The organism is Pseudomonas sp. PSKL.D1 (assembly GCF_028898945.1).
Classification (GTDB): domain Bacteria; phylum Pseudomonadota; class Gammaproteobacteria; order Pseudomonadales; family Pseudomonadaceae; genus Aquipseudomonas.
The window spans coordinates 3,049,256-3,064,003 of record NZ_CP118607.1; the positions used below are offsets into that span (position 1 = coordinate 3,049,256).

A 14,748-nucleotide genomic window follows, 5' to 3' on the forward strand; every position below is an offset into this window, starting at 1 on the left:
GCGGCTAAAGCCGCTCCAACAGGGGCAGTGCTTACCTCAAGGCAAGCGCAATCCCTGTGGGAGCGGCATTAGCCGCGAAGCAAGCAACGCGGTGGCTGGCACCGGCTTCGCCGGTGTTCGCGGCTGAAGCCGCTCCCACACCCGGCAACCGCATCCCCTGCTATCATCGCTGTACCTTACGCAGTACAGTCGGCCGCATGGACAAATACGCCCCCCGCCAGTGGCTACCCCACGAAAAGCCCAGCCTGCCCGGCTCCCCCTCCACACCCCTGCACAGCCCGGCCAAACGCCTGGCCTATGGCGTGGTCGGGCTGTTGGTGGCCATCACTGGCGGCCTGGGCAACGCGCTGGTCACCGCCAACCTGGTGTTCCTGCAGGGCGCGCTGGGGGCGACCACGGCGGAAATGGCCTGGCTGCCAGCGGCCTACGTGATGACCAACGTCTCGATCAACCTGCTGCTGGTGAAGTTTCGCCAGCAGTACGGCCTGCGCGCGTTCACCGAAGTGTTCCTCGTGCTCTATGCGCTGGTCACCTTCGCCCACCTGTTCGTCAACGACCTGAACTCGGCCATCGCCGTGCGCGCGGCCCATGGCATGGTCGGCGCGGCGCTCAGCTCCCTGGGCCTTTATTACATGATCCAGGCCTTCCCGGCGCAGTGGCGGCTCAAGGCCATGGTGTTGGGCCTGGGCGCCTCGCAACTGGCCCTGCCACTGGCGCGCATCTTTTCCGAAGACCTGCTGCAGATCGCCGAATGGCGCGGCCTGTACCTGTTCGAGTTGGGCCTGGCATTGGCGGCGCTGGGCTGTGTGCTGATGCTCAAGTTGCCGCCGGGTGACCGCTTCAAAGTGTTCGAGCCACTGGACTTTCTCACCTTTACTCTGATGGCCAGCGGCACTGCCCTGCTCTGCGCCGTGCTGTCGCTGGGGCGCATCGACTGGTGGCTGGACGCACCCTGGATCGGGGTGGCGCTGGCCGCCTCCATTGCCCTTGTTTTCAGCGGCCTGGCCATTGAGCACAACCGTCAGAACCCGCTGCTGATGACCCGCTGGCTGGGCAGCGCGGCGATCATCCGGCTGGGCTTGTGCGTGATTCTCATCCGCATGGTCACCTCCGAGCAGTCCACCGGCGCGGTGGGTTTCATGCAAGTGCTGAACATGGGCAGCGAACAGCTGCGCACCCTGTACGCGATCATGCTGCTGGGTGCAGTGGCAGGCCTGGCCACCAGCGCGCTGACCATCAACCCCAACCACCTGGTAATTCCGCTGTTTGTTTCGTTGCTGGCCATGGCCACCGGGGCGTTCATGGACAGTAGCTCCAGCAACCTCACCCGTCCGGCACAGATGTACCTGAGCCAGTTCCTGCTGGCCTTCGGCAGCACGTTCTTTCTGGGCCCGTCCATGGCGCTGGGCATCGCCATGTGCGCGCCAACCCGCGCAACCTGGTGAGCTTCTCGGTGCTGTTCGGCATCTGCAACAACCTTGGCGGGCTGATCGGCGCCGCGCTGCTGGGCACGTTCCAGACCTGGCGCGAGAAATACCATTCCAGCCATCTGATGGACCGCCTCAGCTACCTGGAACCCTTGGTAAACGCACGGGTACAGAGCGGCGGCGCCGGTTACGGCGGCCTGCTGGCCGACCCGGCACTGCGCAGCGAGGCCGGCATGCGCCTGCTGGCCAACGCTGCCACCCGCGAGGCCAATGTGATGGCCTACAACGATGTGTTCATGCTGATCGGCAGCATTGCCGTGCTGACCATGGTCTGGATCACCCTGCGCGGCTCCTGGCTTTGGTACAGCGCGCGTCAGCCGGCCGACTCCGATTCTTCCCGTGGTACTGCCAGACAATGACCGAAGAAACCCGCACAACCACCACCACCGCCCTCGCCGAAACCCCGGAAGGCGTCACACCGCCCAGCGAACCGACCAGCCCGGTGCGCTCGCGGCGTGTGCGTATCCTGTCCGCCATCAGTTTTGCCAGCGTGGCGCTGGCCGGCATTTTGCTGGTGCTGTATGCCTGGCGCCTGCCGCCGTTCAGCAGCGCCATCGAGAGCACCGAGAACGCGCTGGTGCGTGGCCAGGTCACCATCATCGGCCCACAGCTGAGCGGCTACATCGTCGATGTGCCCGTGCACGATTTCCAGTTCGTGAAAGCCGGCGACCTGCTGGTGCAGCTGGACGACCGCATTTACAAGCAGCGCCTCGCCCAAGCCATCGCCCAATTGCAACAGCAGCAGGCGGCGCTGGCCAACAACCAACAGCAACGCAACAGTGCCGATGCCACCATCGCCCAGCGCCAGGCGGCCATCGGCGACGCCCAGGCACAGGCCGACAAGGCCCGCGCCGACCACGGCCGCAACCAGGCACTGGTCAACGACGGCTCGGTGTCGCGCCGCGACCTGGACCTGAGCCGCGCCAGCCAGGCAGCCGCTGTTGCCAGCCTGGCCCAGGCCAAGGCTGCGCTGGCCATTGCCCGGCAAGACCGCGAAACCGTCATCGTCAACCGCGCCGCGCTGGAAGCGGCCGTGGAAAACGCCAAGGCAGCGGTCGAGCTGGCCCGCATCGACCTGGACAACACCCGCGTCACCGCGCCGCGTGATGGCCAGCTGGGGCAAATCAGCACCCGCCTGGGGGCTTACGTGAATTCGGGTGCGCAACTGATGGCGCTGGTGCCCGACACGCTGTGGGTGATCGCCAACCTGAAGGAAACACAGATGGCCAACGTGCGCATCGGCCAGCCAGCGACGTTTACCGTCGATGCGCTGAACCACCTGAAACTGCACGGCCATGTGCAGCAGATTTCACCGGCCACCGGCTCCGAATTCGCCTTGCTGCAGGCCGACAATGCCACGGGCAACTTCGTCAAGATCGCCCAGCGCATACCGGTGCGCATCACCGTCGACCCCGACCAACCCGAGGCCAAACGCTTGCGCCCAGGCATGTCGGTGGTGGTGAGCATTGACACTCGCGCCACGCAGTGAAGCGCATTCCACAAAGTGAGAACCCTGTCGAGATGCCGCCTTGCCATGATTGCGCCGCTCTAGCCCGTGGGTTCTAATTCCGACCCACCGGTTTTATCTTCGCCATTCAAGGACGCTTCATTATGTACAGGAAGATCGTACCGCTGGCCGTGCTGGCCACCCTGGCAGGCTGTTCGGACACCAAAGACGTCAGCGAAGCCAACTTCCACAAAGCCGCCCAGGCTTACCTCGATACCCAGTACCCCCACTGTTTCGTGGTCACTTCCTTCCCCACCAAAACCCAGGACTTCGACATCGCCGGCACCAACAAGGCATTGCATGCCCTGGCCAAGGTCGGCGTGGTCAGCGAGAAGGAAATTTCCCGTACCGAAGTGCCCGAGCGCCTGTGGCAGCCAGCGCGCACCGACATCTATTACGCCTACGACCTCACCGACGAAGGCCGCAAGTACTACAAAGCCGATGCCCAGAAGATGCTCAACGGCACCACCCGTGGCGGGCTGTGTTTCGGCAAGGCGCAAGTGACCGGTATCGAGCAGTACAGCGAACCTGGCGAAATGATGGGGCAGACCATTTCCGAGGTGACCTATGCCTACAAGATCACGGATTTGCCAGCGTGGGCGGCGGACGCAGAGGTCAAGGCCAATGTGCGTGATCTGGGCAAGGCGCTGGCCAGTAATGACGCACCGGTGAAGGAAACACGGGCGATGGTGCTGACCAACAAGGGGTGGGTGCACGAGCGCCAGTTCAGGGACTGAGTTTTGCTGTGCCGGCCCTATCGCGGCTGAAGCCGCTCCTACAGGGATATCACAATGCCTGTAGGAGCGGCTTTAGCCGCGATAGGGCCATTGGCCTTACATCCAGGCCGCCAGCACCACCGGCAACCAGGCAAACGACAACACCGTCGAGCACATCACCAGGTTGGCCACCTGCTCGGGTGACCGGTTGGCCCGCACCGCCATCAGGTAGTTGAACACCGCCACAGGCATGGCCGACTGCACCATCAGCACGGCCCGCTCCATCGCCTCCATGCCCAGCGCCGCCCCCACCGCCCAACCGACAGCAGCGCCCAGCACGATGCGCACACCCCCAAGCAGCATGCCGCTGCCGATGTGCTGCGGGCGGATGCTCGCCAGCGACACACCCAGCGTCAGCAGCATCAACGGGATGCTCATGCCACCCAGCAAATCGGCAGTGTTCGCCAGCCAGCGCGGCAGTTCAAAGTCCAGGAAGATGATCGGCATGGCACCGGCCAGGCTGATGACGATGGGGTTGCGTATCAACGCCTTGAACGACGCTGCCGTGCCGGAGATGGCCATGCCCACGGTGAACTGCACGATCGACAAGGTCAGGAAAAACGCCACAGCCAACGCCAGGCCATGTTCGCCAAAGGCATACAGGCTGATCGGCAAGCCCATGTTGCCGGTGTTGGGGAACATGAACGCTGGCGTCAGCACCCGCCAGTGCAAGCCCGAAACGCGGGCGGCCAGTAGCCCGGCCAGTGCCATGCCTGCGGTGCACAGTACACAGGCCAGCGCCATGCTGGTGAACACCGTTGCGTCCAGCTCGGTGCGGCTGAGGGTAGACAGCACCAGCGAAGGCGTGCCCACGGTCATGACCATGCGGGCAATGAATTCGGTGGGGTAATCCAGGCCCTTGCGGGCCCAGGCATAGCCAATGCCGGCCACGATGAACACCGGTGCCAGCACGGCAAACAACGAAGCGAACATAACCCGGGCCTTTGCGGAAAAAGCGTCATTATGCCGCAGGGCAAAGCCACTTGGGGAAATCGCTGCGGAGCATTAGAATCGCGCCTCCTTTCCCCCCTGCCTTGCCGGTGGCCAATGTGCCACTCCCCTTGAGGTTATTATGTCTCCGCGTTTGCTGGCCATGGCGCTGGCGCCCCTGCTCGGGCTGTTCATCATTGCCCTGGGCAACGGTTTCATGTCGTCCCTGACCACCTTGCGCCTCGGCGCTGCTGGCGAAACCGCCACCACCATCGGCATCGTGTCGTCGAGCTATTTCCTGGGCCTGACCCTGGGCGCCATCTTCAACGACCGGCTGATCCTGCGCATCGGCCACATCCGGGCCTACACCAGCTTCGCCTCGCTGATCGCCGCGACCATCCTGCTGCAGGGCCTGTTCTACGACACCACCTGGTGGTCGGTGCTGCGCCTGATCAATGGCTGGGCCGCTGTTGGCGTGTTTCTGGTGATCGAAAGCTGGCTGCTGCTGGCGGGCGACGCGAAAATCCGTGGGCGCCTGCTGGCGCTGTACATGATCGCCTTTTACGGTGCGGGCGTGATTGCCCAGGCCGGCCTGGGCGAAATTGCCCATTTGAGCGACAGCGCGCCGTTCATGCTGGCCGGCATGCTCGCAGCCCTGTCGGTGCTGCCTATCGTGATCCTGCCGCGGGTTTCGCCGCTGCTGGAACAGGTCGAACCTCTCAAACCACGCCAATTGCTGGGTGTGGCACCGTCCGGGCTGGTGGGCTGCTTCGGCTCCGGGGTGGCCATTGCGGGCATTTACGCCCTGCTGCCGCTGTACCTGCAGCGCATCGGCCTGGACGTGGCCGAAGTGGGCCATATGATGGCCTGGGTGATTCTTGGCGCCATGATGCTGCAGTACCCGGTGGGGCGCTGGTCCGACCGCAAGGACCGTCAGGATGTGCTGATCGCCCTGGCGGCGCTGTGCGTGGTGCTGTCGGTGGTCATCGTGTTCCTGCCATCGCACTCGGCGGTATTGCCGGCCCTGCTGTTCCTGCTGGGCGGCGGCGTGTTCGCGCTGTACCCGGTGGCGGTCAGCCATGCGGCCGACCGTGCGCCGTCCGACGCGTTGGTGCCGATGATTCAGGGGCTGCTGCTGATCAACTCGCTGGGCTCTGCCATGGCGCCACTGGCCATCTCGCCTGCCATGACCGAGTTCGGCGAGGCCGGGTTGTTCTGGGCCTTTGCCGTGGTCAACCTGGGCATGGTGAGCTTCTTCCTGTGGCGCCGTGGCAAGCGCCCGGCGGCCGAGCACCCGGCGCCGTTCACCGCGTCCACCACCTTCTCGCCCACCGGCGCCGAGCTGCGCGTAACGGAAGACCTGATACAGGCGGCGCAGGAGCATCCGCCGCTGGAGCCAGTCAAGGAAGCCACACCCAAGGAAGCACCGCTGGTCGGCTGAGCGGCACCCTGCGGGCCTGGGGCAACCCAATGAATGACAGATCATCCGCTCAGGAGATTCGCCATGATCCGCATTCGCCCGCTCCCGCTTCTGCTCGCCGTGCTGCTGGGTATCGGCTCGGCCACCAGCTTTGCCGCCACCGACACCAACACCGACAGCCGCCCGCAAACCGACCAGCAAGGCGGCAAGACGGCCGGGGAAGGCAGCAGCATCAACAGCCCCGGCAGTGGCCAGGACAATGACAGCAGCAACACCGGCACCGATGCCGACGACGGCGCTGCCGGTGGTTCCAACAGCACAGGCGAGGCGACCGGGTCGGGTGCCGGCCACAGCGGCGGCACCGCCGAGGACCAGGACAGCCATTGATGGCCACAGGGTCTAGAGTGCAGCCATCGCCCAACGCTCGGAAACCCTCATGACGTTCAAGCCCTGGCTGTTTGCCGCCCTGCTGCCCTTTACGGCCCTGGCGGCCGGTACTGGCTCCGGTGCCCTGTCGATCAGTTCGTCATCATTCACTGACGGTGGCGTGATTGCCCTGCAGCAGGTCGGGCCTGACCCGGCCTGCGGTGCGGGCGAAGAGCAAACCCCGCAGTTGAGTTGGGATAACCTGCCTGCCGGCACGCGCTCGCTGGCCTTGGTGATGTTTGACCCGGACGGAGGCAAAGGGCTTGGTGTGGTGCACTGGGTGGCCTACAACATCGACCCGGCGCTCGATGGCCTCAAGGAAGGCACCGGCGGCGTCACGTCCTCAACCATCACGGTTGGCCGCAACTCTCGCGGTACATCGGCCTATCGAGGCCCCTGCCCGCCTGCAGGCGACAACCCGCACCACTATGCCTTGACGCTGATTGCCACTGATATCCCGGTGGGCACCTTACCTGCAGAGCTCGACCGCAATGGGCTGCTGACGCTGCTTCAAGGGCATGCCTTGGGCGCCCAAAGCCTGGTAGGCCGTTACGGCCATTAAGTACATGCACGATCTGTGTAGGAGCGGATTTATCCGCGATCACCGGCACAGCCGGTGCCATACGCCGCATCAACGCCAATAGCGCGCATCATCGACAATTGCCGCATGCCCGGCAAACAACGCGGGCAACTGCTCCTTCAGATAATCGATCCAGGTCCGCACCTTGGCGTCCAGGTAATGCCGTGACGGGTAAATTGCATACAGCGCGTTCTCCCTCAAACGGTAAGGCGCCAGCACCCGCCGCAACCGGCCCTGTTCGATGGCCTGGCTGGCGGTATAGAACGGCAACAGGCCAATACCCATGCCCAGCTCGGTGGCCACCAGCATGGCATCGGCAACATTGGTCAGGAAGCTGTCGCGTGGGGCTATCACACAATGGTCAAGCCCCTCCGGGAACACCCAATCGCCTTCGTACATCGGGTAGGCCATGCGCAGGCAGCGGTGCTCGTGCAGGTCTTCGGGGCGTTCGGGCACGCCGTGGGCCTCGAGGTAGCTGGGGGCTGCGCAGGGGATGCTGAAAATATTGCCCAGCGGCACGCCGATCATCTGCGAATCGGGCAACACTTCGTCCACGGTAATGACCACATCATGCCCCTCTGCCAGGGGGTCGGGGTTGCGCTGGGACAGCGTCAACTCGATCACCACTTCCGGGCACACGGCGTTGTAACCGGCCACCAACGGCATCAGCAGCATGCCGACGCCATGCGGGCAATGCAGGCGCAGCCGACCCCGGGGCGTCAGGTGGGCGCCGCGCGCTTCGTCCATGGCTTCTTCGGTCAGCGCCATGATCTGCCGCGCCCGCTCCAGAAAACGCTCGCCAGCCTCGCTCATGCGCAGGCGGCGCGTGGTGCGGTGCAGCAGCCGGGTTTGCAGCTGGTTTTCCAGCTCGGCGACGATGCGCGACACCTGGGCAGCGGAAATGTCGAGGGCATTGGCAGCAGCGGCAAAGCTGCCACATTCCACCACCCGGGCGAAGGTTCGCATGGCGTGCAGCATGTCCATGAAGCGGCTCCTGAGACTATTCTTGCGTTCCAGGCAGGAATCTATCACGGGTTGGGCCATTTATTGTGCACTACCAATGAATACATCATTGGTAAAACATTGATAAAGGAGCCTGCCATGAACATCAAACGCTCGATCAGCCTGCTTGCCCTTACTGCCGTTTTCGCCTCCTTCACTGCCCTTGCCGACACCGCTGGCAATCAGCCGGTATCCAGCCAGCAGGAAAATTACGAGTACGGCATGCCGCTTGATGTGGCCAAGGTCATTTCCATCACCCCGGCCAGCAACGCCGCCGACTGCCAGATCGGTACCGCGCACATGGTGTACGTCGACCATCAAGGCCAGAAGCGCGAAGTCAACTACCGCGAAATGGGCAATTGCTCGCAGATGTGATTCACGCCAAAACCTGATTGATCCAACCGACCTGCCGGGCAAAACGCTGCTGTTTTTCCAGCGGGACCGCGCCTTGGGCGCGCTCGAAGTTGGCGATGGTCTGTAGCTGTTGGCGCAGCACGCGCTGCCACTTGGCGATGAACGCCGGGCTCTTCTCGCGCATCAACACGGGCCCAAAATACAGTTCTTCCGGGCTATAGACTGAGGCTGCATCAGGTTCGGCCACGATGATTTCGTAATCGAAACGGTTTTCCCGCAGCAGCTCTTCGCTGACGATGCGGTAGCCGTTGTGCATCAACCAGGTGCGCAGCTCATGTTCACCGCCGTTGGGCTGCAAAATCATTCGCTCGCGCCCATTGAGCCGTGCCTTGCCACGCGTCAGGATTTCGCACATGGTTTCGCCACCCATGCCGCACAGGCTGATGGCCGTAATGCAGTCCTCAGGCTCCAGCGCCTCCAGCCCATCGGCCAGGCGCACGGTGATGTGCGCCTGCAGGCCATTGCGGCGCACATTGCGCAAGGCCGACTCATAAGGCGTTTGTGCCACTTCCCCGGCCACGCCCGCCGCGATCACGCCACGCAGCGCCAGGGCCACCGGCAGGTAGCCGTGGTCCGAGCCGATATCGGCCAGCCGCGCGCCCTGCGGCACGTGCGCCGCCACGCGCTCAAGGCGCAGCGACAATGTCTGTTCGTTCAATGCAAACCCCTTGCTCAGCAATCGGGCGCGATTCTGACGGCCAAGGCGTGGCATTTCAATGCAAGCAAGCCAAACGGTGTGCGGCGGCTCGACCCATCCGCCCGGCTCGCGTAGGCTTGCGCCTTTCCTTCCGTTGCAAGGCAAATTCCCATGGCAGACCTGATCTACACGCCGGATTCCGACGCCGAGTCCATTTCTTCCGACGTTGCCGAGTTCAACGGCATCCTCGTCACCACGCAGATTCCCGCCGATTACGACGTCGGTATCGTCGAGCAGAGCGAAAGCATGCTGCAGGCGCTGAAGGAAGCGCTGGAAAAGGCCGGCAGCAGCATGGACCGGGTCATGCACCTGACCATTTACCTCACCGACATGGCTGACCGCGCCGCGTTCAACGAGGTGTACCAGCGCTTCTTCAAGAAGCCTTGGCCTGTACGTGCTGCCGTGGGGGTTGCCGCGCTGGCCTTCCCGGGCATGCGCGTGGAAGTGACCGCCATGGCCGCCAAGGCCTGATTTTTCGATTCCCCCGCGCTTGTGGGCGCGGGTTTCCAAGCAGGACGCTGCTGCATGCATTGCCCCCCTTTTCGCCGCAAAGCGCTGATCGCTTTGCTGCCCGGCCTGGGCCTGGCTCCGCTGGCCCACGCTGACAACACCCCCTTGAACCTCGAACCCGTGGTGGTCACCGGCGCCTACGCCCCTACCGCCAGTTTCGACCTGCCCTACTCCATCGACACCGTCGACCGCGCGCAGATTGCCGACGGCCAGTTGGGCGTCAACCTGTCCGAAGCCCTTAATCGGGTGCCAGGGCTGGTGGTGCAAAACCGCCAGAACTACGCCCAGGACTTGCAGATTTCCTCGCGTGGCTACGGCGCCCGCTCGGCCTTCGGCATCCGCGGCATCAAGCTGCTCAGCGACGGCATCCCGGCAAGTACGCCGGATGGCCAGGGCCAGGCGGCCTCGCTGAACCTCGACGTGGCCGACCGCATCGAGGTGTTGCGTGGCCCGGCATCGGCCATTTATGGCAGCAATGCCGGCGGCGTGATCCAGGTGTTCTCCCGCGACGGCAACGGCCCGCCCAAGGTGGGGGCCGAAACCACCTTCGGCAGCGACGGCTTCAACAAGAACCACCTGTACAGCGAAGGCGGCAGCGAGCGGGCCGGTTTCCTGGTGGATGCCTCGCGCATGGACACCGACGGCTACCGCGACCACAGTGCCGCCCGCCGTGACCAGACGTTTGCCAAGGTGCATGTCAAACCCGACGACGACAGCCGCCTGGCGCTGATTTTCAGCACGCTGGAGCAAAACGGCACCGAAGATCCGCTGGGCCAGACGTGGGATGCGTACAAGCACGACCCACGCTCGGTAGCAGACCGCGCCGAGGAGTACAACACCCGCAAGAGCATCCACCACCAGCAGGTGGGCATGAACTACGAGCGCTATGTCGGCGACGCAACGCTGCAGTTCAACCTTTACGCTGGCAAGCGCAGCGTGATCCAGTACCTGTCGATCCCCAAAGGCACCCCCGCCAACACCCGCGGCGGTGGTGTGGTCGACTTCGACCGCGAGTTCCACGGCGGCACCCTGCGCTGGATCCAGCCCGTCAGTGCCGCACCCGGCGCCCTCACGCTGACCTTTGGCGCCGATTACGACCGCAGCCGCGACGACCGCCGTGGTTTCCAGAACTTCAGCGGCGATACCCTGGGCGTTAAAGGCGAACTGCGCCGTGACGAGCAGGACACCGCCACCAGCCTGGACCCCTACGTGCAGGCTCACTGGGAGCTTGGCCGCTGGACCATCGACGGCGGCCTGCGCCGCAGCACCATGGAAATGGACGTGGATGACCGCTTCCTGGCCAATGGCGATGCCAGCGGGTCGAAAACGTACCAGCGCACTACCCCGACCTTGTCGGTGATGTATGCCTTCACGCCCGAACTGCATGGTTACGTGAGTGCCGGCAAAGCCTTCGAAACCCCGACCCAGGCAGAAATGGCCTACGCCCCGGGCGCACTGGAGGGCTTCAACTTTGGCCTGGAACCGGCCACCAGCACCCAGTACGAGCTGGGCCTGAAGGCGCGGCTCGACGAACGGACACGCATCAACGCGGCGATCTTCGAGATCCGCACCGAGGACGAAATCGTCGTTGCCGCCTCTGAAGGTGGCCGCACCAGTTACCGCAATGCCGGCAAGACGCTACGCCGGGGCTTCGAGCTGAGCGTGCAGCGCGAATTGAACGCGCAATGGCAGGCAAACCTTGCCTATACCCTGCTCGATGCCACGTACGATGAAGCCTTCAGCCAAGGCACCACCACCATCGACAAGGGCAACCAGTTGCCCGGCGTACCACGCAGCAACCTGTTCGGCGAACTGGTGTGGCAGCCGCGTTCAGGTATCAGCATGGGGCTTGAGGGCCAGTACCGCAGCAAGGTGTACGTCGAAGACAGCAACGACCAGCATGCTGCACCCAGCTATGCCGTGTTCAACTGGCGTACGCGATTCGAGCAGCACCTCGGGCCGTGGACCCTCCATCAGTTGGTGCGGCTGGACAACCTGCTGGACCGGCAGTATGTGGGGTCGGTGATCGTGGGTGATGGCAATGGCCGTTATTACGAAGCGGCGCCGGGGCGGTCGTGGTACGCCGGGGCCGGTGTCGAATACCAGTTCTGATCAGCGGTGGATGGCACCGGCGATGCCGGTGTTGCGCATTCCAACGGAATACTTGCCTGATCCTCTGGAGATACCGTGCTCGGCAGACCAGCGGTCATCCCCCTGTGCTAGCGTTTGTGGATTGGGGAACAACGTATTCCCCACCCGACAGCAAACAACAGCAACCGTTGATCAGCAGGTGCCCCATGGAACTTCGCATTAACCAGAAGACCTATCAGGTCGAGGCCGACGCCGACACGCCCCTGCTGTGGGTGATCCGTGACGACCTGGGCCTGACCGGGACCAAGTACGGCTGCGGCCTTGCCCAGTGTGGCGCCTGTTCGGTGCTGGTGGACGGCAATGTGGTGCGCGCCTGCGTCACCCCGGTGGCCGGGGTGGTCGGCCGCGAGGTGACCACCATCGAAGCCATCGAAGCCGACGAGGTGGGCAAGCGCGTGGTCGCGGCCTGGGTCGAGCATCAAGTGGCTCAGTGCGGTTACTGCCAGTCCGGGCAGGTAATGGCCGCCACGGCCCTGCTCAAGCACACCCCCAAACCCAGCGATGCGCAAATCGACGCCGCGATGGTCAACCTGTGCCGTTGCGGCACCTACAACGCCATCCACACAGCGGTGCATGAGCTTGCCCAAGGGGAGAAAGCCTGATGAGCGCACCGTTCGATACCCCCGCGCAAACACTCAACCTGGCCGCTGGCGAAACCGTCAACCTGTCGCGCCGCCGCTTTCTCGCAGGCACGGCCATTGGCGCGCTGGTACTGGGCTTCGGCTTGCCGGTAGGCACCGGCCGTGCGATGGCCGCCGCCACAGCCGAACGCGGCACCCAGGTGCCCGCCTTCCTGGAAATCCGCCCCGACAGCACTGTGCGGCTGCTGTGCCCGTTCATGGAAGGTGGCCAGGGCACCTACACCGCCATGGCGCAAATCGTTGGTGAAGAACTGGACGTCGACCCGGCCAGCTTCCTGGTGGACAGTGCCCCGCCCGGCGAAGCCTACGTGGTGATGGACAACGGCCTGCGCATTACCGGCGGCAGCATGTCGGTGCGCATGAGCTACACCACCATGCGCCGCCTGGGCGCGCTGGCCCGCACCATGCTGCTGCAGGCGGCTGCCGAGCAGCTGGGCGTGCCGCTGAGCGAACTCAGCACCGAACCGGGCAAGGTGGTGCACGCCGCCTCGGGCCGCACGCTGGCCTATGGCGAACTGGCCGGGCGCGCGATGGACCTGCCCGTACCGGACCCGGCCAGCGTGCAATTGCGCGACCCTGCCCAGTTCCGCTGGATCGGCAAGCCGGTGCGCCGGGTCGATGCCTACGACAAGTCCACCGGCAAGGCGCAGTACTGCATCGACATCAAGGTCGAAGGCATGCTCCACGCCGCGGTGCAGCACGCGCCGCGCCTGGGCATGACCGTGGGCAGCCTGCGTAACGAAGCCCAGGTCAAGGCCATGAAGGGCGTGCACTCGGTGCATCAGTTGCCGGGGGCCGTGGCCGTGGTCGCCGAGCGCTGGTGGCATGCCAAACGCGCGGTGGAAGCCATCCAGGTGGAATGGCAGGAAGCCGGCGCCGACTCGAAGGTGCGCGCCATGCCTGCCGATTTTTCCAGCGATGGCTGGCGCGAGCACCTGGCCGCGCAAACCGGCCCGGCCCGCGACGAAGAAAACGAAGGCGACGTGGCAGGTGCGCTGAGTGGCGCCAAGACTCAGGTCGAAGCCACCTACCACAACCAGTACCTGAACCACGCCCAACTAGAGCCGCCGTCTGCCATCGCCCGTTTCAACCCGGACGGTACGCTGGACGTCTGGCTGCCCAACCAGGCACCAGACATGTTCCGCGATGACATCGCCAAACGCACAGGCCTGAACGCGGGCCAGGTCACCCTGCACTCCCCGCTGCTGGGCGGGTTCTTTGGCCGCCACTTTCTGTACGACTCGGCCAACCCTTACCCTCAGGCCATTGCCCTGGCCAAGGCCGTGGGGCGCCCGGTGAAACTGATCTGGAGCCGAGAGGAAGAGTTTCTGCGCGATGTGCTGCGGCCGGTGGCCGTGGTCAAGTTCCGTGCCGGGCTGGATGCCGACGGCCTGCCAGTAGCCATCGAAGCGATCAGCGCCACCGAAGGCCCCACCGAGGCCCTTGCCGGCAAGCAAGGGGACAAGATCGACCCTACCGCGGTAGAAGGGCTGTCGGGCAAGGCTTACGCCATCGCCAACAAGCGCGTGGCGCAAATTTACGTCAAAGGCCCGGCCATGCTTGGCTATTGGCGGTCGGTGGGCAATTCGCTCAATGACTTCTTCTATGAGGCATTTCTTGACGAACTGGCCGACAAAGGCGGCAAAGACCCGTATGAACTGCGCCTGCACCTGCTGCGCGACAACCCGCGCCTGACCACGTTGCTGCAGGCGGTGGGCGAATTGTCCGGCGGCTGGAAGCGCGGGCCGTTCACGGCAGAGGATGGCAGCAAACGGGCGCGCGGCGTGGCCATGGCCTCGCCGTTTGGCTCGGAAGCGGCGGTGATTGCCGAAGTGTCGATCGAAAATGGCCAGGTCAAGGTGCATGACATCTGGCAAGCCATCGACCCGGGCAGCGTCGTCAACCCGGCGATTGTCGAGGCGCAGGTCAACAGTGCTGTGGCACTGGGCCTGTCCCAGACGCTGGTGGAAGAAGCGGTGTTCCTCGAAGGCAAGCCCAAGGCACGCAACTACGACCTGTACCCGATCCTGCCGCCGTCACGCATGGCCCGGGTGCATGTGCGCATCGTTGAAAGCGGCGCGAAGATGGGGGGTATCGGCGAGCCACCATTGCCCGCCGTCGCCCCGGCGGTGGCCAACGCGGTTGCACGGCTGACCGGCCAGCGCATCCGCAGCCTGCCCCTGAGCCGCTACACCTTCAGCTGATCG

The 14,748-nt window shown here is 64.4% G+C and carries 13 protein-coding genes and 1 pseudogene; 11 read left to right on the forward strand and 3 right to left on the reverse strand.

Annotated elements, in window-relative coordinates; all coding sequences use genetic code 11:
- Positions 1-197 precede the first annotated feature (197 nt).
- The 3 genes and pseudogenes from PVV54_RS13565 (at position 198) to PVV54_RS13575 (ending at position 3,731) form a co-directional block, all read left to right on the forward strand.
- Positions 198-1,846 (forward strand): annotated as a pseudogene (locus PVV54_RS13565) (MFS transporter).
- Complete coding sequence (locus tag PVV54_RS13570) at positions 1,843-2,976, forward strand: HlyD family secretion protein (protein ID WP_274905739.1); 1,134 nt, start codon at positions 1,843-1,845, stop codon at positions 2,974-2,976. The pseudogene PVV54_RS13565 and the gene PVV54_RS13570 overlap by 4 nt, the downstream one beginning before the upstream one ends.
- A 122-nt stretch (positions 2,977-3,098) precedes the next feature.
- Positions 3,099-3,731, forward strand: a complete 633-nt coding sequence (locus tag PVV54_RS13575) for a hypothetical protein (protein ID WP_274905740.1) — start codon at positions 3,099-3,101, stop codon at positions 3,729-3,731.
- A 96-nt stretch (positions 3,732-3,827) separates the two neighbouring features.
- Here the strand turns inward: PVV54_RS13575 and PVV54_RS13580 are convergent, their stop codons facing one another.
- A complete protein-coding gene (locus PVV54_RS13580; protein WP_274905741.1) occupies positions 3,828-4,703 on the reverse strand; it encodes an AEC family transporter in 876 nt (291 codons plus the stop codon).
- Between the two features lie 139 nt (positions 4,704-4,842).
- On the opposite strand from PVV54_RS13580, the gene PVV54_RS13585 reads away from it, so the two are divergent.
- The 3 genes from PVV54_RS13585 to PVV54_RS13595 all read left to right on the forward strand — a co-directional run bounded on the left by PVV54_RS13585 (position 4,843) and on the right by PVV54_RS13595 (position 7,108).
- Complete coding sequence (locus PVV54_RS13585; RefSeq protein ID WP_274905742.1) at positions 4,843-6,141, forward strand: MFS transporter; 1,299 nt, start codon at positions 4,843-4,845, stop codon at positions 6,139-6,141.
- 63 nt (positions 6,142-6,204) lie between these two features.
- Complete coding sequence (locus PVV54_RS13590; RefSeq protein ID WP_274905743.1) at positions 6,205-6,507, forward strand: hypothetical protein; 303 nt, start codon at positions 6,205-6,207, stop codon at positions 6,505-6,507.
- Between the two features lie 49 nt (positions 6,508-6,556).
- Positions 6,557-7,108, forward strand: coding sequence for a YbhB/YbcL family Raf kinase inhibitor-like protein (locus PVV54_RS13595; protein ID WP_274905744.1), 552 nt, complete (start codon positions 6,557-6,559; stop codon positions 7,106-7,108).
- Positions 7,109-7,177: 69 nt separating this feature from the next.
- Here the strand turns inward: PVV54_RS13595 and PVV54_RS13600 are convergent, their stop codons facing one another.
- Complete coding sequence (locus PVV54_RS13600) at positions 7,178-8,110, reverse strand: LysR family transcriptional regulator (protein WP_274905745.1); 933 nt, start codon at positions 8,108-8,110, stop codon at positions 7,178-7,180.
- Between the two features lie 123 nt (positions 8,111-8,233).
- Between PVV54_RS13600 and PVV54_RS13605 the strand changes: the two genes are divergently transcribed.
- Positions 8,234-8,503 carry a DUF2790 domain-containing protein gene (locus PVV54_RS13605; protein ID WP_274910433.1) on the forward strand — a complete coding sequence of 90 codons (270 nt, stop codon included), beginning with the start codon at positions 8,234-8,236 and terminating at the stop codon, positions 8,501-8,503.
- Between the two features lies 1 nt (position 8,504).
- Here PVV54_RS13605 and PVV54_RS13610 read toward each other — a convergent pair whose 3' ends face one another.
- Positions 8,505-9,200, reverse strand: a complete 696-nt coding sequence (locus tag PVV54_RS13610; RefSeq protein ID WP_274905746.1) for a tRNA (adenine(22)-N(1))-methyltransferase — start codon at positions 9,198-9,200, stop codon at positions 8,505-8,507.
- A 144-nt stretch (positions 9,201-9,344) separates the two neighbouring features.
- On the opposite strand from PVV54_RS13610, the gene PVV54_RS13615 reads away from it, so the two are divergent.
- The 4 genes from PVV54_RS13615 (at position 9,345) to PVV54_RS13630 (ending at position 14,745) form a co-directional block, all read left to right on the forward strand.
- The gene (locus tag PVV54_RS13615) at positions 9,345-9,710 is read left to right on the forward strand and encodes a RidA family protein (RefSeq protein ID WP_274910434.1); all 366 of its coding nucleotides are present in this window, start codon (positions 9,345-9,347) and stop codon (positions 9,708-9,710) included.
- 54 nt (positions 9,711-9,764) lie between these two features.
- Positions 9,765-11,861, forward strand: coding sequence for a TonB-dependent receptor family protein (locus PVV54_RS13620; RefSeq protein ID WP_274905747.1), 2,097 nt, complete (start codon positions 9,765-9,767; stop codon positions 11,859-11,861).
- A gap of 185 nt (positions 11,862-12,046) precedes the next feature.
- The gene (locus tag PVV54_RS13625; RefSeq protein ID WP_274905748.1) at positions 12,047-12,502 is read left to right on the forward strand and encodes a (2Fe-2S)-binding protein; all 456 of its coding nucleotides are present in this window, start codon (positions 12,047-12,049) and stop codon (positions 12,500-12,502) included.
- Positions 12,502-14,745 carry a xanthine dehydrogenase family protein molybdopterin-binding subunit gene (locus tag PVV54_RS13630; protein WP_274905749.1) on the forward strand — a complete coding sequence of 748 codons (2,244 nt, stop codon included), beginning with the start codon at positions 12,502-12,504 and terminating at the stop codon, positions 14,743-14,745. Before PVV54_RS13625 ends, PVV54_RS13630 begins: the two co-directional genes overlap by 1 nt.
- Positions 14,746-14,748 lie beyond the last annotated feature (3 nt).

Coding starts and splice junctions, on each gene's coding strand:
- PVV54_RS13580 (WP_274905741.1), bottom strand. CDS start 4,703: ATGTTCGCTTCGTTGTTTGCCGTGCTGGCACCGGTGTTCATCGTGGCC.
- PVV54_RS13575 (WP_274905740.1), top strand. CDS start 3,099: ATGTACAGGAAGATCGTACCGCTGGCCGTGCTGGCCACCCTGGCAGGC.
- PVV54_RS13630 (WP_274905749.1), top strand. CDS start 12,502: ATGAGCGCACCGTTCGATACCCCCGCGCAAACACTCAACCTGGCCGCT.
- PVV54_RS13585 (WP_274905742.1), top strand. CDS start 4,843: ATGTCTCCGCGTTTGCTGGCCATGGCGCTGGCGCCCCTGCTCGGGCTG.
- PVV54_RS13570 (WP_274905739.1), top strand. CDS start 1,843: ATGACCGAAGAAACCCGCACAACCACCACCACCGCCCTCGCCGAAACC.
- PVV54_RS13595 (WP_274905744.1), top strand. CDS start 6,557: ATGACGTTCAAGCCCTGGCTGTTTGCCGCCCTGCTGCCCTTTACGGCC.
- PVV54_RS13620 (WP_274905747.1), top strand. CDS start 9,765: ATGCATTGCCCCCCTTTTCGCCGCAAAGCGCTGATCGCTTTGCTGCCC.
- PVV54_RS13600 (WP_274905745.1), bottom strand. CDS start 8,110: ATGGACATGCTGCACGCCATGCGAACCTTCGCCCGGGTGGTGGAATGT.
- PVV54_RS13590 (WP_274905743.1), top strand. CDS start 6,205: ATGATCCGCATTCGCCCGCTCCCGCTTCTGCTCGCCGTGCTGCTGGGT.
- PVV54_RS13625 (WP_274905748.1), top strand. CDS start 12,047: ATGGAACTTCGCATTAACCAGAAGACCTATCAGGTCGAGGCCGACGCC.